This is a genomic window from Cnuella takakiae (genome assembly GCF_001953305.1).
GTDB lineage: Bacteria > Bacteroidota > Bacteroidia > Chitinophagales > Chitinophagaceae > Flavisolibacter > Flavisolibacter takakiae.
Map to the genome: position 1 here is coordinate 1,138,407 of NZ_MTFE01000010.1, position 20,947 is coordinate 1,159,353.

16 protein-coding genes are annotated in these 20,947 nt (G+C 49.7%); 6 read left to right on the top strand and 10 right to left on the bottom strand.

Translation table 11 applies throughout. The features are described from left to right. The first annotated feature begins 1 nt into the window (after position 1). Entirely contained in the window at positions 2-1,720 is a 1,719-nt protein-coding gene (gene gldG / locus BUE76_RS05350; protein ID WP_073047625.1) for a gliding motility-associated ABC transporter substrate-binding protein GldG, read from the top strand. Between the two features lie 98 nt (positions 1,721-1,818). Here the strand turns inward: gldG and BUE76_RS05355 are convergent, their stop codons facing one another. Further along, the gene (locus BUE76_RS05355) at positions 1,819-3,288 is read right to left on the bottom strand and encodes a tetratricopeptide repeat protein (protein ID WP_073047623.1); all 1,470 of its coding nucleotides are present in this window, start codon (positions 3,286-3,288) and stop codon (positions 1,819-1,821) included. 418 nt (positions 3,289-3,706) lie between these two features. Between BUE76_RS05355 and BUE76_RS05365 the strand changes: the two genes are divergently transcribed. From BUE76_RS05365 to BUE76_RS05375, 3 genes are all read left to right on the top strand, one after another. Then, the gene (locus BUE76_RS05365) at positions 3,707-4,684 is read left to right on the top strand and encodes a TerC/Alx family metal homeostasis membrane protein (RefSeq protein WP_073047618.1); all 978 of its coding nucleotides are present in this window, start codon (positions 3,707-3,709) and stop codon (positions 4,682-4,684) included. 132 nt (positions 4,685-4,816) lie between these two features. Then, positions 4,817-7,267: a bifunctional UDP-N-acetylmuramoyl-tripeptide:D-alanyl-D-alanine ligase/alanine racemase gene (locus tag BUE76_RS05370; RefSeq protein ID WP_073047607.1), complete on the top strand. Its 2,451-nt coding sequence runs from the start codon at positions 4,817-4,819 to the stop codon at positions 7,265-7,267. Between the two features lie 299 nt (positions 7,268-7,566). After that, complete coding sequence (locus tag BUE76_RS05375) at positions 7,567-8,244, top strand: lipoprotein signal peptidase (protein WP_073047604.1); 678 nt, start codon at positions 7,567-7,569, stop codon at positions 8,242-8,244. 232 nt (positions 8,245-8,476) lie between these two features. On the opposite strand, the gene BUE76_RS24425 is transcribed toward BUE76_RS05375, so the two are convergent. The 4 genes from BUE76_RS24425 to fumC form a co-directional block, all read right to left on the bottom strand. Continuing rightward, on the bottom strand, positions 8,477-8,653 hold the full coding sequence (locus tag BUE76_RS24425) for a hypothetical protein (RefSeq protein WP_158069929.1): 177 nt from the start codon (positions 8,651-8,653) through the stop codon (positions 8,477-8,479). Positions 8,654-8,788: 135 nt separating this feature from the next. Continuing rightward, positions 8,789-9,229, bottom strand: a complete 441-nt coding sequence (locus BUE76_RS05380; protein WP_073047601.1) for a lipocalin-like domain-containing protein — start codon at positions 9,227-9,229, stop codon at positions 8,789-8,791. Positions 9,230-9,502: 273 nt separating this feature from the next. Then, complete coding sequence (locus BUE76_RS05385; protein ID WP_073047598.1) at positions 9,503-10,726, bottom strand: hypothetical protein; 1,224 nt, start codon at positions 10,724-10,726, stop codon at positions 9,503-9,505. A gap of 219 nt (positions 10,727-10,945) precedes the next feature. Then, positions 10,946-12,349, bottom strand: a complete 1,404-nt coding sequence (gene fumC / locus BUE76_RS05390; RefSeq protein ID WP_073047594.1) for a class II fumarate hydratase — start codon at positions 12,347-12,349, stop codon at positions 10,946-10,948. A gap of 66 nt (positions 12,350-12,415) precedes the next feature. Between fumC and BUE76_RS05395 the strand changes: the two genes are divergently transcribed. Continuing rightward, positions 12,416-13,030, top strand: a complete 615-nt coding sequence (locus BUE76_RS05395) for a C40 family peptidase (RefSeq protein ID WP_073047591.1) — start codon at positions 12,416-12,418, stop codon at positions 13,028-13,030. A gap of 454 nt (positions 13,031-13,484) precedes the next feature. Next, complete coding sequence (locus BUE76_RS05400; protein WP_073047589.1) at positions 13,485-15,608, top strand: hypothetical protein; 2,124 nt, start codon at positions 13,485-13,487, stop codon at positions 15,606-15,608. 384 nt (positions 15,609-15,992) lie between these two features. Here BUE76_RS05400 and BUE76_RS05405 read toward each other — a convergent pair whose 3' ends face one another. The 5 genes from BUE76_RS05405 to gltX form a co-directional block, all read right to left on the bottom strand. Further along, a complete protein-coding gene (locus tag BUE76_RS05405; RefSeq protein WP_073047586.1) occupies positions 15,993-16,769 on the bottom strand; it encodes an enoyl-CoA hydratase/isomerase family protein in 777 nt (258 codons plus the stop codon). A gap of 27 nt (positions 16,770-16,796) precedes the next feature. Further along, a complete protein-coding gene (locus tag BUE76_RS05410; protein WP_073047583.1) occupies positions 16,797-17,198 on the bottom strand; it encodes a GxxExxY protein in 402 nt (133 codons plus the stop codon). 69 nt (positions 17,199-17,267) lie between these two features. Further along, positions 17,268-17,684 carry a cobalamin B12-binding domain-containing protein gene (locus BUE76_RS05415; RefSeq protein ID WP_073047580.1) on the bottom strand — a complete coding sequence of 139 codons (417 nt, stop codon included), beginning with the start codon at positions 17,682-17,684 and terminating at the stop codon, positions 17,268-17,270. Positions 17,685-17,719: 35 nt separating this feature from the next. Then, a complete protein-coding gene (locus tag BUE76_RS05420) occupies positions 17,720-19,249 on the bottom strand; it encodes an ArnT family glycosyltransferase (protein WP_073047577.1) in 1,530 nt (509 codons plus the stop codon). Positions 19,250-19,344: 95 nt separating this feature from the next. Further along, positions 19,345-20,865: a glutamate--tRNA ligase gene (gltX, locus tag BUE76_RS05425; RefSeq protein WP_073047575.1), complete on the bottom strand. Its 1,521-nt coding sequence runs from the start codon at positions 20,863-20,865 to the stop codon at positions 19,345-19,347. Positions 20,866-20,947 lie beyond the last annotated feature (82 nt).

The following is a 20,947-nucleotide window of genomic DNA, read 5'->3' on the forward strand; positions in this document are numbered from 1 at the left end:
TATGAACAAATTGTTTGGCAATAAAAAGATTGGCTGGATTGTATTGCTGGTAGCATTGGTGCTGGTAAATGTACTGGCTTCGCTGCTGCATGTGCGTGCCGACCTTACCGAAGAAAAACGCTACTCGCTGAGTGCGCCTACAAAAGAGCTGTTGCGTGGGCTGGACAGCACCGTTCAAATAGATGTATTGCTCGAAGGCGATGACCTGCCCGCTGTTGTGCGCAGGTTCCGCAATGCGGTGGGTGAGTTCTTGTTTGAAGCCAAACAATATGGCGGCAACAAGGTCCAGTTCCGTTTTATTAATCCATATGCCGATGCAAGTGATACGGCTGCAACCCGCAGGCTGGAAGATTCCCTGCAATACTACTATGGCCTCAATGCCGTACTTTTTAATGCGCCGGAAAAAGTGGGCGATGAACTGGAAGTAAAGAAACTGGTGCATGGCGCCGTGGTGCGTTATGGCGATAAAGCAGTGGGTGTTGACTTCCTGAAAGGTGCCCGGTCCTTTGGTACCGAGGCTGAGCAACTTGCAGCCCTTTACAACAACGTGGAAGCTTCGCTGGAATATAATTTTGGTTCGGCCATACAAAAGGTGACAGCTAAAAAGAAACCAACGGTAGCGTACATGCTGGGCAACGGTGAAAGCTGGGGACCAACCGTTGATGATGCGGTGCGTACGCTGTTTACAAATTATTACGCCGATACACTCAACATCCGTGAGTTTCCCTACATACCTAAGCAGATCGACGCGCTGGTATTTGTAAAGCCAACCATACCCTTTTCTGATGCCGAAAAGCTGAAGATCGACCAATATGTAATGAACGGCGGCAAGGTGTTGTGGATGGTGGATAATATGTATGCCGAGTTCGACAGCTTGTACAAATCGAATGGCTTTGTTGCTTATGATCGTGGATTGAACCTGGAGGATTTGCTGTTCAACTACGGTGTACGCATCAACCAAAGCCTGCTGCAGGATATGCAGGCCGACCAGTTGCCACAAGTGAGCGGCGAAGGTCAGGGACAGCAACAGCGTTTTGTAAGCTGGCCGTTTTTTCCCATTCTTAATGGCACCAACCATCCCATCAGCAAAAACCTGGATGGTGTACGCAGCATGTTTCCAACGACGCTCGACACGGTTGCCGCATCAGGGGTGGCCAAGACCTTCCTGCTGCACTCCTCCAACAATGCGCGGGTGCTGCCCGCACCTGCAAAAATTGATTTTACCTTTTTGCAAATAGCGCCTGAGGAAAAAGAGTTCACCCAACGGCAGGTACCTGTAGCGGTATTGCTGGAAGGCGATTTCCGCAGCCTCTACACCGGCCGGGTGCCCCGTGCGGTTGCCGACTCGCTGGCCGCTGCCGGTATGCCCGTCAAATACAAGGTAGGCGGCAACAACAAGATAATCGTGGTGGCCGATGGCGATATTGCTATGAACCAATACAGCCAGTTCTCCGGTCCCCTGCCCATGGGCCAAAACCTGTTTACTCAGTACACTTTTGCCAACAAAGACTTTTTCCTCAACAGCCTCGAGTACCTGGTGAACCCTTCCAATATTTTACAAACACGGGCCAAAGAGTTCAGCCTGCGCTTGCTCGATCCTCGCAGGGTGAAGGCTGAGCAAACTACCTGGCAACTGGTTAACGTGGCGCTGCCTATTGCGCTGATGATCCTGTTTGGATTTGTGTACCAGCAGTTACGCAAAAGAAAATATGCAAGATGAGCACCTGTTTTCCAGATGCTTTATTAAGTTGACCTTTCATAATAAATCCCGCCATTGCCGGCGGGATTTATTATGAAAGGAATAAGTGATCATTGGGTTTATAACTTTTTTCTTACTTCGTTTCTGATCAGGGCATTACCTATATCATTGAAGTTAAAAGCAGCCAGATCTTTGTACAGGGCCTTCGCCTTTGCTGTATTGCCTTGCCCTTCGTATGCTTTGGCCATCCAATACATGGCATACCGGTCTTCTTTACTAATTTTTTCAAAATGTGCAATTGCCTGCGCATAGTCTTTTTGGTGCAGGCTGGTGTATCCACGCAAAAAGATACTTGGCGCCAGCTTACGCGGGTTTTTGATTGGCTCCAGCAATACTTTCATTTCGTCTGCATTTTTTTGCGTCCCTGTAAAATCCTTTTCCAGTGTTTTGACTATGCCTTCCCAAAACAGCATATCTGCTTTGCTTTGCAGCTTTGCTTCTGCTGTGCCGGTTTGGTTGCTCACAGCTAATGACACAGGTTTATAGCGGGCAATTATTTCTTTTAGTTGTTGCACATCGCCTGTATGCATGCATATGAATGCAGCCTGGTAATAAAAATTATCTTTTACAACCATGGCCTGTGGTGCCTTCATATTTGTGGTAATGGTTTCGGCATCGTTTAACAGGGTCTGTACTGCTTTCTCCGGCATACCCTGATACACGAATGTTGTGGCATAGTAGCTGTGCGCATTGATGGGAACATCGTCTATGGTGCCGGCCTGTTGGTAATCGGCCCGCGCTTTGTCAAAATTTCCGGAGAAGGTATAAGCATGCCCCCTTTTGATGTAAAGTTGTGGCAGTGCGGCATCCATTTGAATACCTTTTGAGTAAACCTCAATGGCTTTTGTAAAATCATTTTGCGCCCGGTATACATCTCCCAGCATCACGTAAGTAGACCCTTCGGGTGCGATGCTGACCAGTTTCTTTGCATTTTTTTCGGCCTGTTTGATATCTGTTGGATTGCGCAGCAAATAAGAAAAGGTCAACTGCATGTAAGGAGCCGCCCATGCAGGTTCCATTTCGATGGCTTTCTGGTAATTACTCCTGGCTTTTTCCGGTTCATCAGCCTGGTTGTAGGTATCGCCCAACAGCAGGTAGGCTCTTGCCTTGTCGGGGTACTGTGCTACCATTTTCTGGGCAGTTGCCAGGCGGGTTTCCCAGTCATCTTTCAGGAAAGTTTCGGCGTATGTATAGTACAGCTTTTCAAACTCATTGGCAGTTTCCAAGTTTTCTTTTGCTTTTTGCAGGTACAAGGAAAAGTCCTCTGGCGAGGGGGAGACCAGGGCCCGGTAAACATTGGCCATGGCATGTCTTGGGTCCTGTTCCTTGGTTTTTTGAAACGACTGGCGCGCCTTATTGACATTACCCATATCATAGTGGTAGACGCCCTGCTGGAAGGCAGAATAAGAAGGCTGGGCAGAAACAGTAAACAATGTGCCGCCACCAGGCTGAACGGTTTGCGCATGGGAGTGAAGATTGGCTGTTGCCAATAAAAGGCCAGCCAGCAAGCATGAAAACAGCTTTTTCATAAAAAAAGTTTAGGCGTGAAAAATCGGGTCCAAAAGAAAAAGTGATTTCGCAGGATGCAGAAAGCCGGTTAGTTGCAGTTGATGGTAAGAATTGAAAAGGGAACGAACCAGGATGAATGGCGGGATGCGATTAATGTACAACAGTTGGTGGCCAATTCAAAGCAGAAGCTTGCCGACGGTTTTTGCCGGAACCGGGATTTTATAGCTGAGGGGTATATGTTGGGTAAATGGATTGTTGTTGCACCAAAGCTTTGGCCGGTGCCTGCACGGTAATATAAAAAGCCAGGTGAATCTGCATGTTTATACTTGCACGGACAAGTTTTCCCATTATCAAGAAAAGCATCCAGATTAAAAGCATTAGCATATGGGCTTGACCCCGAACCTTTACCTTTGCTGGCTTAATTTATAAGCAACAGCTATGTCGGCAAATCAGATAACCTATCTAGTTTTTGGTATCGTACTCATTGTAGCCCTGGTGCTTGACCTGGGCCTGCTGAGTAAGAGAGGTTCTACCATCACCATCCGTAAGGCATTGTACCAAACCCTGTTCTGGGTAGCACTTTCCTTTGCCTTCTTTGGCTTTATGTGGTTTGAGCACGGCAGCGCACCTGCTACCAAATACATACTGGCTTACCTGATGGAATGGAGCCTGAGTATCGACAACATCTTTGTGTTCATCCTCATCTTTACCTTCTTTAAAGTAACCGAATCGGATGCCGGCAGGGCCCTGCTCATTGGTATCCTCCTGGCCATTGTATTCCGCATCATCTTCATAGCAGTAGGTATTGAGCTGGTAGAACGCTTCCATTGGATCCTGTACATCTTTGGGGCCTTCCTGGTATATACGGGCATCAAGCTGTTTGCAAAAAAAGACGAAGAAGAATTCAACCCTGCCGATACTGCCGTGTACAAGTTTGTTACGCAGTATTTCCGGGTAACAGAAGTGGACCCCAAAGGCCGCTATATCATCCGCCTGCATAACAAGGTATTCTTTACCACGCTTGCCGTAGTGGTGTTTATCCTGGCCGCTACCGATATTGTATTTGCCCTCGACTCCATCCCTGTAGTATTGGGCGTAGTAAAGGAAGCCGGTAAAGAACTGACCGCTACCGATACCCTGGTGATTTACTCTTCCAACATCTTCGCGGTGCTGGGGCTGCGTTCCCTCTTCTTCCTGATGCGGGGTGCCGTAAACAAGTTCGATTATCTGCAACAAGGCATCGCCATTGTACTGGTATTTATCGGTTTGAAAATGCTGGTAGAAATCTTCGATGTCCATGTACCCATTTACATCTCCCTGCTCTTTATCGTACTCTGCCTGGGTGGTTCCATCTGGTATTCTATTTACCACCAGCGTAAAGGCGTGCCGAGAGAGGTGGAGGATGGAAGCCTGTAAGTAATGTGCTAATGAGGTAATTAGCTAATGTGCTAATTCTGTTTGCACATCCTTGTTTTGTATTTGTTTTGTGCAAGTACAGCAACCCAATATTTAGCACATTAGCACATTGGCTAATTAGCTCATTACCCCATGTTTTACTCCGCTTCCACCATCGCCGCCATCATCGCTCCGCACACCCGGCTGACACAGCCCGATGCGCCGGTGCGCTACCTGCTTACCGATAGCCGGCACCTGCTGCAGGCTGCCGATACCCTGTTTTTTGCACTGGATGGCCCAAGGCGCAGCGGCAGTGCCTATGTGACTGCTTTGTACGAGCAGGGCGTGCGCAATTTCGTGGTACGCGATGCGCCCGACAAAGACGCTTTTGCCGGAGCCAACTTCTTTGTTGTTTCCGATCCTTTGCAGGCCTTGCAGCAACTGGCGCAGCATCACCGCGAGCAGTTTTTTTTGCCCGTGATAGGTATTACCGGAAGCAATGGCAAGACCATCGTAAAAGAATGGTTGTACCAGTTGTTGCAGGAAGAAGAAAAGATTTGCCGCAACCCCCGCAGTTACAACTCGCAGGTAGGCGTGCCACTCAGTGTATGGCAGCTTGCCGAAGAGCATAGCCTAGGCATCTTTGAAGCAGGTATTTCTCAGCCCGGTGAAATGCGCCGCCTGCACGATATCATTCAGCCTACCATTGGTGTGTTTACCAACCTGGGTGATGCGCACAGCGCGGGTTTTGCAAGCGATGCTGCTAAAGCAAAAGAGAAAGCACAATTGTTTGAAGGTGTTGCCGCCATCATCACGCAGGAAAAATACCAGCACCTATTTACCGACGCCACCCTGTTTACCTGGGGCAGGAGGGAAGACAATGAAGTAGTGGTAAAGGAAATACAGGCTGGCCACAACAGTTCAAAACTGGTGCTTTCTTTTGGTGCAAAAATATACACCGTAACTATTCCTTTTGCAGATACGGTGGCGCAGGAAAATGCCCTGCATTGCTGCGCAGTACTCCTGTATTTAGGAAAAGACCTGAACGATTTCAGTGATCGCTTTGCGCAGCTGCATGCAGTGGATATGCGCCTGCAGTTTTTTGATGGCATCAATGGCTGCACCATCATCAACGATAGCTACAGCGCCGACATCACATCCTTTTCGCTGGCGCTGGCCTTTATGGCGCAACAGCAAACCGGCCAGGCCCGTACCGTTATTCTTTCCGATTTTATGGAAAGCGGCCGCGAAGCTTCGGACCTGTACCGCAATGTGGCCGGTGCACTGGCAAAGTATAAAGTGCAAAAAGTAATAGGCATTGGAGCGCAAATCAGCGACTTGCTTCCCGGTGCATTGGCTGCAGGAACCAGCGCCAGCTTTTTCCCTTCAACTGATGAATTCCTGCAGCATTTCCGGACTTCTTCTTTTCACAACGAAACCATCCTGGTAAAAGGCGCACGCCGTTTCCAGTTCGAACGCATTGCCCACCATTTTGAGCAGAAGGTGCACCAGACGGTGTTGCAGATCAACCTGAACGCCATGGTACACAATATCAGGCAGTACCAGGCGCTGCTCCAGCCCGGTACCCGTATGATGGCCATGGTGAAGGCTTTTTCCTATGGCAGCGGAGGTGCCGAGATCGCTTCCGTGCTGCAGCAAAATAATGTGGACTACCTGGGTGTGGCCTATGTGGACGAAGGTGTTGACCTGCGCCGTGAAGGCATCAGCCTCCCCATCATGGTGATCAATGCCGATGCTTCTTCCTTCGATGCCATTGTGGATCACAACCTGCAGCCGGTTATTTACAGTCCCGAACTGCTGGAGCGTTTTGAAGCTTATATCTCCGGTCAGGGATTGAGCTCTTGGCCGGTGCACCTGGAAGTAGAAACCGGCATGAACCGCTTGGGCTTTAGCGTCAACAGCATTGCTGCTATTGGCCAACGAATAGTGGAGAAAGGGCTTTTGAAAATTGAAACCGTCTTCAGCCATTTGGCTGCAAGCGAAGACCCTGCACAGGATGCATTTACCAGTCAGCAGGTGCAAACCTTTGGGCAGGCCATTGCTTTATTGCAACAGCACATTACTTACCCTTTTATCCGGCATATTGCCAATTCCGCTGCTATTATCCGCCATCCCGCTCTGCACTACGATATGGTGCGGTTAGGCATTGGCTTGTATGGTGTGGAAACCGTAAGCGGCAGCGTAGAATTGCAGCCTGTAGCAACCTTGCGTTCTACTATTGCACAACTGAAGCAACTCCAGCCCGGAGAAACGGTGAGTTATAACCGCCGGGGTGCCATCGACCATCCCTCGCTCATCGCCACCGTGCGTATTGGGTATGCCGATGGTTACTCGCGCCGCTTCAGCAATGGGGCAGGCAAAATGTGGGTACGCGGCCGGCTGGTACCTGTGGTAGGCACCGTATGTATGGACATGACCATGATTGATGTAACCACCGTTCCCGGTGTATCGGAGGGCGATGAGGTGATCATCTTTGGACAGGAGCTGCCCGTACAGCAACTGGCTCAATGGGGCGGCACCATTCCCTACGAGATCATGACCGGAATATCACAAAGAGTAAAGAGGGTGTATTACCAGGAGTAACACCCACCCCCTGTCCCCCTAAAGGGGGAACTTAGGTCGGTTAGCTTGATTGCAAAAAAAATTGTATTTAATAGTAAAATGGGAACGCGGATGAAACGGATAAGAACAGATATCCGTATTCATTCGTTCCATCCGTTCCATCCGTGTTCCCATCAATGCACCCACAGCCAAATTTCTAATTAAACACTTCCGCACTGATGCATACACCCTTACCTGCAGCCATTCCGCCCTAAGTTCCCCTTTCAGGGGGACAGGGGGTATGCCTTTCCCCTTATCTTTGACCCCCTAACTAATACTTCGTGAAACTACGTTCCGCTATACTGATCATTTTGCTGGTGATTGTGGCCGACCAGGCTTTAAAGATCTGGATCAAAACCTCTTTTCCCTTTGGACACATCACCAATGTGCTAGGCCTTTCCTGGTTCCGGCTGTACTTTATCGAAAACGAAGGCATGGCCTGGGGCTGGAAATTTGGCGGTGACTTTGGTAAAATATTCCTGACGCTTTTCCGACTGGTAGCTGTAGGTTTTGGATCCTGGTACTTAGTGAAAATTGTACGGGAGCGTTACACAAGGGGATTTATCATTTGCGCATCGCTCATCTATGCCGGTGCATTGGGCAACCTTATTGATTCGCTTTTTTACGGGATGATCTTTGGCCAATCCACCTACACGCAGGTGGCGGAAGCCTTTCCTGCAGGTGGAGGTTACGCGGGCTTCCTCCACGGGCATGTGGTAGATATGTTGTACTTCCCCATGGTACATTCCAATTTCCCCAACTGGCTGCCCCTGATTGGAGGGAAGGAGTTTGAGTTCTTTAGTCCCATCTTCAATATTGCCGATGCTTCTATTTCATTGGGTGTGATTGTCTTGCTCCTGTTTCAAAAGCGATTCTTCCAACGTGAAGATGAAGAGGAGCAGGAAGAAGTATCCGGTCAGGAAACCCATAGTGTGGGCGACAATGCACCTGCTGTATAAGCCGGGTTACAATATCAAACGCTTCCAATTGGAAGCGTTTTGTTTTACTACTTGTTAGGTTCTTTAAGGGCCCCATATTTAATCAGCCTGCGGTTTCAACCGTGGGTTTTTGGCGTAAGGACCTTTTGCCGGAAACCGTTTTAACGGTTTCTGATAAACGCTTATGTTTTGGTACAAATAAAAAAATCCGCCCTTACGAGCGGATTTCAAAAGAACTATTGCGTTGCGGCCTTTAGGCTGCGTCCTGCTTTTTTTGTTTGCTGGGACCCGGCTCGGGGCCAAGGCTGGCATAGCTGAAAATTCCATTGGGAGTGATCAGGTGCACAGCAGCCAGTTCTTTCTTCGACGAGTACAGCACTTCGAGCTTAGGCTCTTGCTGTTGTACCCCTTCTTTGGGTTGCTGTTTCATGGTCGTATTGTTTAGCTTTCGAAATTTGGACGGTTAAGTTAAGACAAAGTTTAACAGCAACCTGTTAAGAAATAAAGAAGTGCGTTCTTCTTTTTACTGGCTCTTGTTTATTTGGCTACAGGCAGTGCTCTTTTGTTACTTGTACAGGTAAATAATTTCTTCGTATTTGGCGCCTGCACTTTCTTCTGCAGCATACAACACCAGTTGGTTGTTAGTCCATTCTTTGATGGCAAAAGAAATGGAGTCGTCTTCGTCCTCATACTTGATTTGCAGGTTATTATTTCCTTCCATTCGCCAGGTGGCTTTGTCTTCATCACCATCGATGAAAGTCGTGCACTTACCATCTGCGCCAAATAGAACATAGTCTTCTGCACCTCCCAGTTCGATATAAATTTCCGGATCATCGGTGATGCCATCACCATTAAGGTCACCCGAATCGGTGTACTCCATTCTTTCAACTTTCCACTTGCCAACAATGCCTGCTTCAGGACCGGCGTTCTCGTCTTTGTCTTTCCTGCAAGATGTGCAGATCAAGGTAGTCGCCATCAGCAGTGCGGCAAAAATGCTTTTGTTCATAATGCTGTTTTTAAAAGTGAATAAGGTTTTGATTGAAAATCGTTTTGTGTTGCGTGCACAAGTGAAATTGCAACCGTATTCCTTTTCATAACAGGTGATATTGCCCCTATGGTAAACGTGATTTTTCCCGTGGGTGCCAACAATAGAAAAGCAGCCGTGAGGCTGCTTTGAAACAGGTAAACTGCATGTATCCAACCTGCATACGTTCGCATAATACAGTTACCTACTTGCAGTTTTTTGCTGCTTATTGCAAAATGTTTACAGCCTGCTCAACTACTCCTGCCACCGAAACACCACCCTGGCATTCTGCTGTTCAGAAGAAGAAATATTTACCTGGTACCGCTGCTCGCCTGCAGTAACCACCATCAATGAGGTGTTGGGCGGAATGGAACCCAGGTTATGCGCCACCATGATCAGTTCGTGGTAAGGGTTGGCTGCATCCACTTTGACCTTCAAGCGCAGGGGCGCCTGCGAAAGCCGGGCGTTGGAAATCACCAGTTCGTTGTTGTGGTACACGCTCACCGTATCGCCATCTACCTGTCCGTTATCATACAAAGCAATTTGCAGTTCGGCAGTGCCGGTAAAGATTTCTTTTGCCAGTGGGTTGGAACGACTGCGCACCAGTGGGGGAGGGGGTATGCTGGGTTTGAATTGAGGCAGCAAGTTGTTGGTTGTATTAGTGGGCGCTGGCGCTGGCAGCTTTTCCGGACTGGCTTTCGCCATTGCGCGGTTGGGAGCGCTGGTTAGTTTTACCACCGGTTCCGCTACGGGTTTTGGTGTTGTCTTTTTGGTTGGTGTAGCTTTCTTTGCCGGCATTTTAGCTACATCGGGTTTGATGGGCACGCATTCGCTAAAGCTGATATCATCCAGCGCAAAGTCGTTGCCGCAGCCGCCAACGGTGCTGTTGCTCATGGTGAGCACTACGCTGTTTTCGCCTGCAGGCAGGGTGAAATAGCCGGCAAACTTGCGCCACTGTGCCGTGTTGCGTTGGGGCAGATCGCCGATGCGAAAGGAGGCCAGTTTACGTCCGCCAATGCTGTGCAGGGTAAACGATACATCGGGTGAAAGAGAAGAACAGCAGATACCCAGCCGGCACACATTGATCATCCACATGGACACTTCGTAAGTGCCGCCGCCTTTGAGGCCAGTGATGGCTTTTTTGAGAAAGATGCCTCCTGAAGGTGATGCATTTACCAGCATCATATTGCCGTTGATATCACCGGGAGTGTGGTCAGCAGTGATGGTAAACCAGTCGCCGGCAAAACAATCATAAGTGGCGGAAGTAAACGTGTAATGCCCATCGGTAGGGCAGGAGCCGTAAATGCGGTCGTAGTTGTACAGAGCGGCCTGGTTGAAGTCGTCTACTTCTCCCTTGCCAAAATCAATACGGGCTACAGGTGGTTGCAGGGTGCAGCCCGGGGGTTGGGCCAGTAAGGGGTTGCAAAAAAGCTGCAAGAGCAGCAGGGTCAACAAACAGTAGGTTAAGGGTGCTTTCATGGCAAAAGCTTTGGCAGGTGAAGGGTGTTAGCGAGGTGATGCTCCTATAATTTACGATGATTTTCCCGCACAAAACACAAGCAGGTTTATACGGGTATAATCGGGTGTGTGCGGCAGGATTGGCCCCGATTTTCCGCATTCATTTTCTTGCCTGTTTATTGGGCATAAAAAAGGAGCAGCCCTTGAGCTGCTCCTTTCCATCTTATCCTAATTTTTTGCTTAACCTTCAATTTTCCCTACCATATTGGCAGGCACCACCCACTGGTCAAATTCTTCAGGGGTAACATAACCCAGCTTCACGGCCATCTCCTTCAGCGTAGTGCCTTCCTTGTGGGCTTTCTGCGCAATCTCGGCGGCTTTGTAGTAACCGATTTTGGTGTTGAGCGAGGTTACCAGCATCAGCGAATTGTCTACGTGCTTTTTGATATTGGCTTCGATGGGCTCGATACCCACAGCGCATTTTTCATCAAAGCTCATGCAGCCATCACCAATCAGGCGGGCGCTGTGCAGGAAGTTGTAGATCATCACGGGCTTGAACACGTTCAGTTCAAAATGACCCATGGAGCCGCCTACGTTGATGGCCACATCGTTACCCAGTACCTGCGCGGCAATCATGGTCAGCGCCTCGCACTGTGTGGGGTTTACCTTGCCGGGCATGATGGATGAACCGGGCTCGTTGTCGGGAATAAAGATTTCACCAATACCGCTGCGTGGGCCGGAGCACAGCATACGGATATCGTTGGCGATCTTCATCAGGCTAACGGCAACGGTTTTAAGTGCGCCGTGTGCTTCCACGATGGCATCGTGTGCCGCCAGCGATTCAAACTTGTTTTCGGCCGTTACAAAAGGCAGTCCGGTGAGGGCGGCGATGTGTTTCGCTACGTTCTCCGAATACCCTTCAGGCGTGTTGATGCCGGTACCTACTGCAGTACCACCAAGAGCCAGCTCGCTCAGGTGAGGCAGGGTGTTTTTGATGGCACGCAGGCCATGGTCCAGCTGCGACACATAGCCGCTGAACTCCTGTCCCAGCGTGAGCGGCGTAGCATCCATAAAATGGGTGCGGCCGATCTTCACCACGTGCATGAACTCCTTGCTTTTTTGAGCCAGGGTATTGCGCAGGCGCTCGATGCCGGGGATGGTTACTTCCAGCAGCATCTTGTAGGCCGCGATGTGCATGGCTGTGGGGAAAGTATCGTTCGACGACTGCGACTTGTTCACGTCATCGTTGGGATGCAGAAACTTTTCTTTATCGGAGAGCTGGCCGCCGTTGAGCACATGGCCACGGTAGGCAACCACCTCGTTTACGTTCATATTGCTTTGCGTGCCGCTACCGGTTTGCCATACCACCAGCGGAAAATATTCATCCAGCTTGCCTTCGAGGATCTCGTCGCACACACGGCCAATGAGGTCGCTCTTTTCTTTGGGCAATACACCCGCCTCGGCATTGGTGATGGCGGCGGCCTTCTTCAGGTAGGCAAAGGCGCTGATGATCTCTTTGGGCATCCGGTTGATGTCCTGCGCGATCTTGAAATTGTCGATGCTGCGTTGTGTTTGTGCGCCGAAATAAGCGTTTGCGGGCACCTGCACTTCGCCCATGGTATCCTTTTCTATTCTGAAATCCATACAGTGGGTTTTTTGGGTCGCCAAATTTAGCAGGAAACTTGCAGGTAAAACCGAAACGGACGGGCGATGCGCACAAATAGTTTTTTGCTGGCAATACTGGCCATTATGGGTAGTTCCTGCGATTTGAATTTGCCCACCAAGGACGAAGGTCTGGTGGATGTAGACAGCAGTGCCGCATTCGGGCCACAAAGGGTTGTTGCCGTTCCTGACAGCAGCCGCCCCGACCGCACCCGCCAGTTGGATACCGCTGTTATCCGCCCGGGACAGGTGATTGATACCCGGAATACAAAGCCGGGCGACCTGGTGACTTTTGCCAAAACCCAGATCGGCGTGCCCTACCTGTATGGCTCTACCGATCCTTCAAAAGGGTTTGATTGCAGCGGCTTTATCACTTATGTCTTCAATCACTTCGGTATCGCTGTGCCGCGTTCTTCCATCGATTTTACCAATGTGGGCAAAACCATCGCTGCCAACGAAGCACGTCCCGGCGACCTGATCTTATTTACCGGCACCGACAGCACCGAACAACTGGTAGGGCATATGGGTATCATTGTTGACAACAGCGACTCGCTTCGTTTTATTCATTCCACTTCGGGCAAAGCTTATGGTGTTACCATTACGCCTTTGAATGCTTATTACCAAAGCCGTTATGTAAAAACAGTTCGCGTTTTTCCTTTCTGAAGATCTTAGTGCCTGTTTTGGTTTCCTGTTTTTGATATTACTGTGCCTGGAACTACAAGCTGGTTGCGTATAGTCACCAACGGGCTGGTTCATACCTGTTGGCAGGATGGTACAGGACAAAGACCTATTGGCTTTGATTTAGCTTCCATGCTACTTTAAATGCTTGACCAATGAAATGGATTGCTCCTGCCCAAACAACCGCCTGTGCGGTGCTGCTTCACACCGGCTATATGATAGAATCGTTCCGGGCAGAAATTACAGGCAGCTTACCAACTCATTGTAATCGTTACTATTGAACAGTAGCGGCATTGTTAGCTTTCACCGTTGCAGGCATGATTTCAAAACGTTAGGCCTGCCTTATGTCAACTGTTGCAAGATAAAGGTCACTGGACTGTTGATCTTCCTACTGCTTGTTTTGAAACTTTTACCTGCATCATCCTCTATAACCCGCATCATGTATAAACTCACTCTTGTACTTACATTGCTGCTTGCAGTGCAGGCCATTGCACAACCCATTAACCGTAGGGCCTTGGTAGAGCGGCATAAGGTAGTCAACACAAAGGCAGATACCCTGGCTTCTTTAACGGTGGGCAATGGCCGTTTTGCTTTTACCACCGACGTCACCGGTTTGCAAAGCTTTCCACTGTCATACGAGAAAGGTGTGCCGCTGGGCACGCAATCGGAGTGGGGCTGGCACAGTTTCATCGACACGGCCAACTATCGTTTTGAAGAATCCCTGCGCGATTATGAACTCAATGGCCGCAAGGTTTCTTATTCGGTGCAGTGGAATGGCAATGGTCGCAACAAGGATGCAGCCAACTGGTTCAGGCAAAACCCCCACCGCTTGCAGCTGGGTAATGTGGGATTGCGCATCCGCAAAAAGGATGGCAGCGATGTTGTGCTTTCCGACCTAGCTAATATGCACCAGGAGTTGAATCCTTGGACCGGCATCATCACCAGCCATTTTGAAGTGGAAGGCCAGCCGGTTGATGTAATCACTGCAGGTCACCAGCAGCAGGATGCGGTGGCGGCAAAAATCAGTTCGCCTTTGATTGCAGCAGGCCGACTGGAAGTGTTCCTGCGTTTTCCTTACCCAACAGGCGAGTGGACCGATGTGGGTACCAATTATAAGCTCCCTGAAAAGCATCAATCCCAATTGCTTCAACGTAAAGCCAATAGTGCTTTGCTGCAACGCAAACTGGATAAAGATCACTACTTCGTTGGATTGAACTGGGAGGGCACTGCACAACTGGAGGAAGCTGGTGCCCACCACTTCCTGCTGCAGCCAGGTAAGGGGCAGCAAAGCCTTTCTTTCGCTTTTGTTTTTTCGCCTGAGCAGCCTGTTGCGCTGCCCAATTTTGCAGGCGTGCACAGCAGCAGTGTTGCCGGCTGGAAAGCTTTTTGGAGCCGCGGTGGCGCCATCGATTTTTCGGGCAGTACGGACAAGAGGGCCTATGAACTGGAGCGCCGCATTATTCTGTCGCAATACCTCACCAAAGTGCAGTGTTCCGGTGCTTACCCGCCACAGGAAACAGGTCTTACCTATAATAGTTGGTTTGGCAAGCCCCACCTGGAAATGCACTACTGGCATGGTATCCACTTCGCATTGTGGGGCCGCACCGACCTGTTGGAAAACAGCCTCGGTTGGTACTGGAAAGTTGCGGGCAAAGCGCGTGGTATTGCCCAACGCCAGGGATACAAGGGTGTACGCTGGCAAAAGATGGTAAACCATAATGGAGAGGAAAGTCCTTCTTCAGTAGGTGCATTCCTGGTGTGGCAACAACCCCACCTTGTGTACTTTGCTGAGCTGGTATATCGCAACAAACCAACTGCGGCTACGCTTAACCGGTATAAAGACCTGGTATTTGCCACCGCCGATTTTATGGCTTCGTACCCCGTGTACGATTCGGTTCAGAAGCGGTATGTGTTGGGAAAGGGTCTGATACCCGCACAGGAGCGTTTCAAGCCCGAAGAAACCTATAATCCACCTTACGAGTTGGCTTATTGGTATTGGACCCTACAAACGGCCCAGGAATGGCGTAAACGACTGGGTATGCAACCCGATCCCAACTGGCAAAAAGTAATACAGCAACTATCGCTGCTGCCGCAAAAAGATGGCATCTACCTCGCTGCTGAAAGTGCGCCTGATTCGTATACCCGTGCCGAGTTTATGACCGACCACCCTTCGGTGCTGGGTACCTGGGGCATGGTGGCCAAAACACCGCTGGTAGACAGTGCCACCATGCGCCGCACCTTCGATCATGTATGGAAGGTGTGGCATTGGCCTGATACCTGGGGCTGGGACTTCCCGATGGTAGCCATGAGCGCTACCCGTCTGGGCATGCCCGATAAAGCCATTGAAGGCCTGCTGATGCCCATTAAAACCAACACCTACTTACCCAATGGCCACAACTACCAGGATGATCGCTTGCGCCTCTACCTGCCCGGCAATGGGGGCGTGCTGGCTGCTGCTGCCATGATGGTGGCTGGCTATGATGGCGCAACCCAAAGTTTACCTGGCATTCCAAAGGATGGTAGCTGGAAAGTTAGATGGGAGGGGTTGAAGCGAATACCGTGAGGTTTTTAGTTTTTGGTTTCTTGTTTTTAGTTTCTAGTTCGGAAAAACGCTTCGAGGTGTGAAGGATAGTCGATGAATGTTAGTGATTGTCATGCCGAACTTGTTTCGGCATCTCCTCAAATTATCGGAGTATATGAAAGCAGTAGGAGATGTTGGCATGCGTCGGCATGACAAAACCTCAATCCTTTAATCACACCAATTGATACGTAGGCTGCCAAACAGTAGCTTAACTGTAGATAGCAAAGGAGTTTAGTCATTAATACAAAGCCCGCAGTAAGCAATTTGCTGCGGGCTTTTTTATTGGGACAATGAGCAACTATATAGAACATTTGCTGCCCTAAACACTTGCAGCTTGTAGCTTGAAACTTGCAGCTTTCCCAACAATTACTTCCCCGTAAACACCGCCTTTCTTTTTTCTAAAAAAGCAGCCGTTCCTTCTTTCATGTCTTCGGTGTTGAAGCTGTCGCCAAAGGCGGTCAGTTCCATTTCATAACCTTGGTTTTCCGGTGCATAGGCTGCATTGGCAGCGCGGATGCATTGGGCTACGGCAATAGGCGCCTTGGTGAGGATGGTTTGCAAAATGCCCGTTGTTTTTTCCAGCAATTGTTCTTGTGGCACTACATGGTTTACCAATCCGTATTGGTGTGCAGTGGCAGCATCAATCATATTGCCGGTAAGCAACAGTTCCAGTGCACGGCCTTTGCCTATGAGCTGGGTTAAACGTTGCGTGCCACCATAGCCGGGAATGAGCCCAAGGTTTACTTCGGGTTGTCCAAACTTTGCATTCTCCGAAGCAATACGGAAATGACAGGCCATGGCCAGTTCGCAGCCGCCACCCAGTGCAAAGCCATTAACTGCGGCAACAATGGGTTTCCTATTGTTTTCGATGCGGAAAAAAATGTCTTGTCCTCGTTTTGCTAACGCTTTTCCCTGTTCTCCGTCCAGCCCGCCAAACTCCGAAATGTCGGCGCCGGCAACAAAGGCTTTGGGGCCACTGCCGGTAATGATAGCAGCTTTTATTTCGGGGTTGTTTTCTATTTCATTGAGCACCGCTTCCAGGTCGTTAAACACCTGTTTGTTGAGAGCGTTCATTTTATCGGGGCGGTTGATGGTGAGCGTAAGGATATTATTCGTTAGATCTGATGTGATGGTTTGGTACATGGTGTTGTTTTTTGATGGGAACACAGATTAAACGGATGGAACGGATGAGAACGGATTTTTGAACCTGTTTTCAAAAATTTTCCGCTTCAACTCGGGTTTTATTCCAAAGTTGAGCAACAGTCCAACTTCTATACAGGTAGCTTTTAGGTAATTCAGCAATTGGTGTTCATGTTCTTTATTGATTCCTTCAGCCGCTTTCAATTCAATAATCACCTTATTCTCAACACATAGATCCGCATAGTAAGTGCCCACTTTTGTTTTATGGTAAAATACATCTATTGGCATCTGACGCATAACTGTAAGTCCACTGCTTTGTAACTCCAGAAATAATGCGTTTTCATACACTTTTTCCAGAAAGCCATATCCTAACTCGTTATATACTGTGTAGAAAGCTTTGATAATTTGATCGGTTAAGTTCTGGTGTATCATCTTATCCGTTTTATCCGTTCAATCCGTGTTCCCATTGCGGATTCAAAAGATAAAACAGATTGGCAATTTTTAAAAGGCTCGATGCTCCTTTACCCACTCCCTAATATATCCCGCAATATCCCCTGTGGAAGTGCCCGGTGCAAACAGCTTACCCACACCCAGCGCATGCAGCTCCTTCATATCGGCATCGGGAATGATGCCGCCACCGGTAAGCAGCACATCATCCATGCCTTTTTCTTTCATCAGGGCAATTACTTTGGGAAAGACGGTCATGTGGGCGCCGGATAAAATCGAGATGCCAATAGCATCCACGTCTTCCTGTAGTGCGGCGTTCACCACCATCTCGGGCGTTTGGCGCAGGCCGGTATAGATCACTTCCATGCCCGCATCGCGCAGGGCGGTGGCGATTACTTTGGCGCCCCGGTCGTGGCCATCAAGGCCCACCTTGGCTACCAGCACGCGTATGGGTCGGTTATTTGTATTCATGCAATCGTGTATTCCTCTGTGCCAAAAATAGGGTTCTATTCTCCAAACACAGCCTTCATCTCCTCCAGGCCCTGGTTGGCCAGTATAAACGCACTGTCCTTTGCATCACGAAACAAAATGACCTTATCGCCGTACTGCCTGGAAAGGCTGTTGGTGACGGAGTCGAGTACCTGCACAGAACGAAACTGCTGAAATACGGCATCATCTTTTTCCGGCATATCGCGGCCAACAAAGAGCAGGTTGCGGAAGTGCAAGCTGTCCGGTATCCACAACAGGAAAGTGCCGTTATCGCAAATCACTTTTTTACGAAAGCGGGTATCTTGGGCATGGTATAGCAGTGCGCCTGCCTGTCCATAGCTGCGGCAATAAACAATGGTTTGCTGCTGTGCAGCGGGTGGCAGCTGGTGATAGGCCCGCTCTGCTTTTTGCGCCAGTTCATCCCAGCCAATCATGTCGGCAAAGTCCTGTTGCAGGGCATGGTTCTGCAGGTCCTCCCAACGTAGCAGTCCTATTTTTTGGAGCCCGTATTTTTTATTGCTGGCTGCCATTGCCGCTGGCGGTTGCAACGGAAGCAATAAAGGAACAAAAGGTAAGGTGCACACAACCTCCAAAAGCACTACCGCTACCTGCAACCATGTTCTGCGTACCAACTGTTGCAGCCAGGCGCCGCCTGCACCCAGCATCATGGGGTAAGCCCCCAAGGTATAATAGCCTTTGCCGCTTCCCAAGGCAATCATTGCAATGCACAACAGGAAACAGAGCCCAATTACGCGGTACTTATTGTTGCGTAATATCCATATCAATCCGCCAATCCATACAAATGCTACTGGTATCAACATAAGCAGTTGCTCCTTGAAGAAGGTAGCACTATCCACATACTGCAGTTGTGTTTCGCGTAGTTCCTGCATGTGGTGGAACAGGGGCCATTGGTGTTGCTGCTGCCACCACAGGTTAGGTAATGAAAGTACAAGCCCAAGTAAAGCCGCCACCCAAAACGATTTGCGGGTGTACCATTTACGATAAGGAGTGAGCAGCAAGGCTCCCGCAATAGATAAAGCAAAAAACACGACCGAATATTTACTCCAAAGGCCTAACGCCAATGCTGCAAACAGCAGGTATAAATACCGGTTGGACTGCGTGTTGATATGCCGTACCAAAAAGTAAGCAGCAAGGGTCCAGCAGAAGATCTCGAGAAAGTTGGGTTGGAATAAAAAGTGGATGCGCAGGTAGGCGCTGCAGATAATACCCAGTGCTGATACTACCTGTCCAAACAACCGGGCACCCAGTTCTTTGGCAATGCCAGCGGTTAATAATAGGGTGGCTGCGCCAAAAACCGCAGGCCAGAACTTGATCCAAAAAAAGCTGCCACCCATCCATCCCGAAACTGATGCCAGCCAGCCAATCAGGCCCGGGTTTTCGAGGTACACCCAATCGGGGTGCTGCCCCTGCTGGTAGTACAGGTATTCATCGCGGTGCAGGCCAAAGGCAGGATGTTGCAATAAAAAAGGCAGCACTATTTTGAGTGCTGCCAATAGTATGAGGATGATGTATGCTTTGCTGCGCATGGCAACAAGATAGGAGGATTTCGGAGGTTTGTAAAAGCATTGCGCTTACTACCTAAGGATAACCTCCGAATTCTGAAATCCCATATCCGCAATCGTCAGAGTTGCTTTAGGGCGCTTTCGATGCGGGCCACTGTTGCTTCCTTCCCGATCAGCGTAGCAATGTCAAATACAGGAGGGCCAAATTTGCCACCCACCAGCATAATACGCAAAGGCAACTGCAACTCGCCGGGTTTGATACCAGCATCTGTAGCCTGTTGTTTGAACAAGGCTTCCAATGCTGCGGCGTTCCACTCCGTAGCGGCATTTAGTGATTGCGCAAAACTTTGGAAGAATACTGTTTTTGCTTCGTTCCATTTTGCCAGGATGGGCGCAGTGTCGATGCTTTGGGGGGCCTGGAAGAAAAAACTGCTTTGCTCCCAGAAATCTGCCAGCAGGGTACAACGATCTTTTACCAGGTTGAGGATGGTGATAAAATGCGCATCATCGGTGATGGTCACACCATGGGCTGCAAAGAAAGCTTTTACCTGTGGTGCGTAAACTGCTGCATCCTGCTTTTTGATCCATTCGTGGTTGAACCACTTGGCCTTATCAAAATCAAACTTGGCGCCGCCCTTGTGTACTTTGGCGATGTCAAATTCCTGTACCAGTTCTTCCAGCGAAAACAACTCCTGTTCGGTGCCATTGTTCCAGCCCAGCATGGCCAGCAGGTTCACAAAGGCTTCGGGCAGGAAGCCGCGTTCGCGGAACCCTTCGGTCAGTTCGCCGCTTTTAGGGTCGGTCCAATTGGCTGCAAAAACGGGGAAACCATATTTAGCGCCATCACGTTTACTCAGTTTGCCCGAAGGGCCCAAAATCAGGGGCAGGTGTGCCCACTGTGGCATCTGGTCCTTGCCAAACAGGTAACGCCACAACAGTACGTGGACCGGTGCGCTGGGCAGCCACTCCTCACCCCGGAAGGCATGGGTGATCTCCATCTGCTGGTCATCCACCACCACGGCAAGGTGATAAGTAGGCATGCCATCGGCTTTCAGCAATACTTTATCATCCACCACCGAAGTGTCGAAGCTTACCTCACCGCGGATCATATCGGTAAAGGTGAGGGTTTCGCCCTGTGGCATTTTGATCCGCACCACGTGTGGGGTGCCGGCATCCAGTAATGCCTTTGTTTCACTTTCAGAAAGAGAAAGCGAGTTGCGCATTTGCATGCGCACTGTATGGTCGTATTGAGGTGTTGGATTTTCTTCCGTGCGCAAACGCTGGCGCATGGCATCCAATTCCTCGGCAGTATCAAAAGCATAATAAGCCTGTCCTGCAGCTACCAGTTGGTCGGCATACTGGCGGTAGCGGAGCTTGCGTTCGCTTTGGCGGTAAGGTGCAAAGGGACCGCCATGACGCGGGCTTTCATCAGGCCTGAGGCCGCACCACTCCAGGGTTTCGTAAATGTATTCTTCGGCGCCCGGCACAAAGCGGGTTTGGTCGGTATCTTCTATACGCAGCACAAAGTCGCCGCCGTGCTTTTTGGCAAACAGGTAGTTGTACAAAACGGTGCGCACACCACCCAGGTGAAGGCCTCCGGTAGGGCTGGGTGCAAATCTTACTCTTACTTTTCGGGTCATAAGGGGGCGAAGTTAGGCTGGAAAGTTGGAAGACGGGAAAGACGGGAAAGACGGGAAAGACGGGAAAGACGGGAAAGACGGG

What these genes read in the sequence shown, in the direction of transcription:
- BUE76_RS24425 (WP_158069929.1), bottom strand. Translation starts at nt 8,653, where the DNA reads ATGAAACAGCAACCCAAAGAAGGGGTACAACAGCAAGAGCCTAAGCTC.
- BUE76_RS05405 (WP_073047586.1), bottom strand. Translation starts at nt 16,769, where the DNA reads ATGTACCAAACCATCACATCAGATCTAACGAATAATATCCTTACGCTC.
- BUE76_RS05365 (WP_073047618.1), top strand. Translation starts at nt 3,707, where the DNA reads ATGTCGGCAAATCAGATAACCTATCTAGTTTTTGGTATCGTACTCATT.
- gltX (WP_073047575.1), bottom strand. Translation starts at nt 20,865, where the DNA reads ATGACCCGAAAAGTAAGAGTAAGATTTGCACCCAGCCCTACCGGAGGC.
- BUE76_RS05395 (WP_073047591.1), top strand. Translation starts at nt 12,416, where the DNA reads ATGCGCACAAATAGTTTTTTGCTGGCAATACTGGCCATTATGGGTAGT.
- fumC (WP_073047594.1), bottom strand. Translation starts at nt 12,349, where the DNA reads ATGGATTTCAGAATAGAAAAGGATACCATGGGCGAAGTGCAGGTGCCC.
- BUE76_RS05415 (WP_073047580.1), bottom strand. Translation starts at nt 17,684, where the DNA reads ATGAATACAAATAACCGACCCATACGCGTGCTGGTAGCCAAGGTGGGC.
- BUE76_RS05410 (WP_073047583.1), bottom strand. Translation starts at nt 17,198, where the DNA reads ATGATACACCAGAACTTAACCGATCAAATTATCAAAGCTTTCTACACA.
- BUE76_RS05400 (WP_073047589.1), top strand. Translation starts at nt 13,485, where the DNA reads ATGTATAAACTCACTCTTGTACTTACATTGCTGCTTGCAGTGCAGGCC.
- BUE76_RS05380 (WP_073047601.1), bottom strand. Translation starts at nt 9,229, where the DNA reads ATGAACAAAAGCATTTTTGCCGCACTGCTGATGGCGACTACCTTGATC.
- BUE76_RS05355 (WP_073047623.1), bottom strand. Translation starts at nt 3,288, where the DNA reads ATGAAAAAGCTGTTTTCATGCTTGCTGGCTGGCCTTTTATTGGCAACA.
- gldG (WP_073047625.1), top strand. Translation starts at nt 2, where the DNA reads ATGAACAAATTGTTTGGCAATAAAAAGATTGGCTGGATTGTATTGCTG.
- BUE76_RS05385 (WP_073047598.1), bottom strand. Translation starts at nt 10,726, where the DNA reads ATGAAAGCACCCTTAACCTACTGTTTGTTGACCCTGCTGCTCTTGCAG.
- BUE76_RS05420 (WP_073047577.1), bottom strand. Translation starts at nt 19,249, where the DNA reads ATGCGCAGCAAAGCATACATCATCCTCATACTATTGGCAGCACTCAAA.
- BUE76_RS05370 (WP_073047607.1), top strand. Translation starts at nt 4,817, where the DNA reads ATGTTTTACTCCGCTTCCACCATCGCCGCCATCATCGCTCCGCACACC.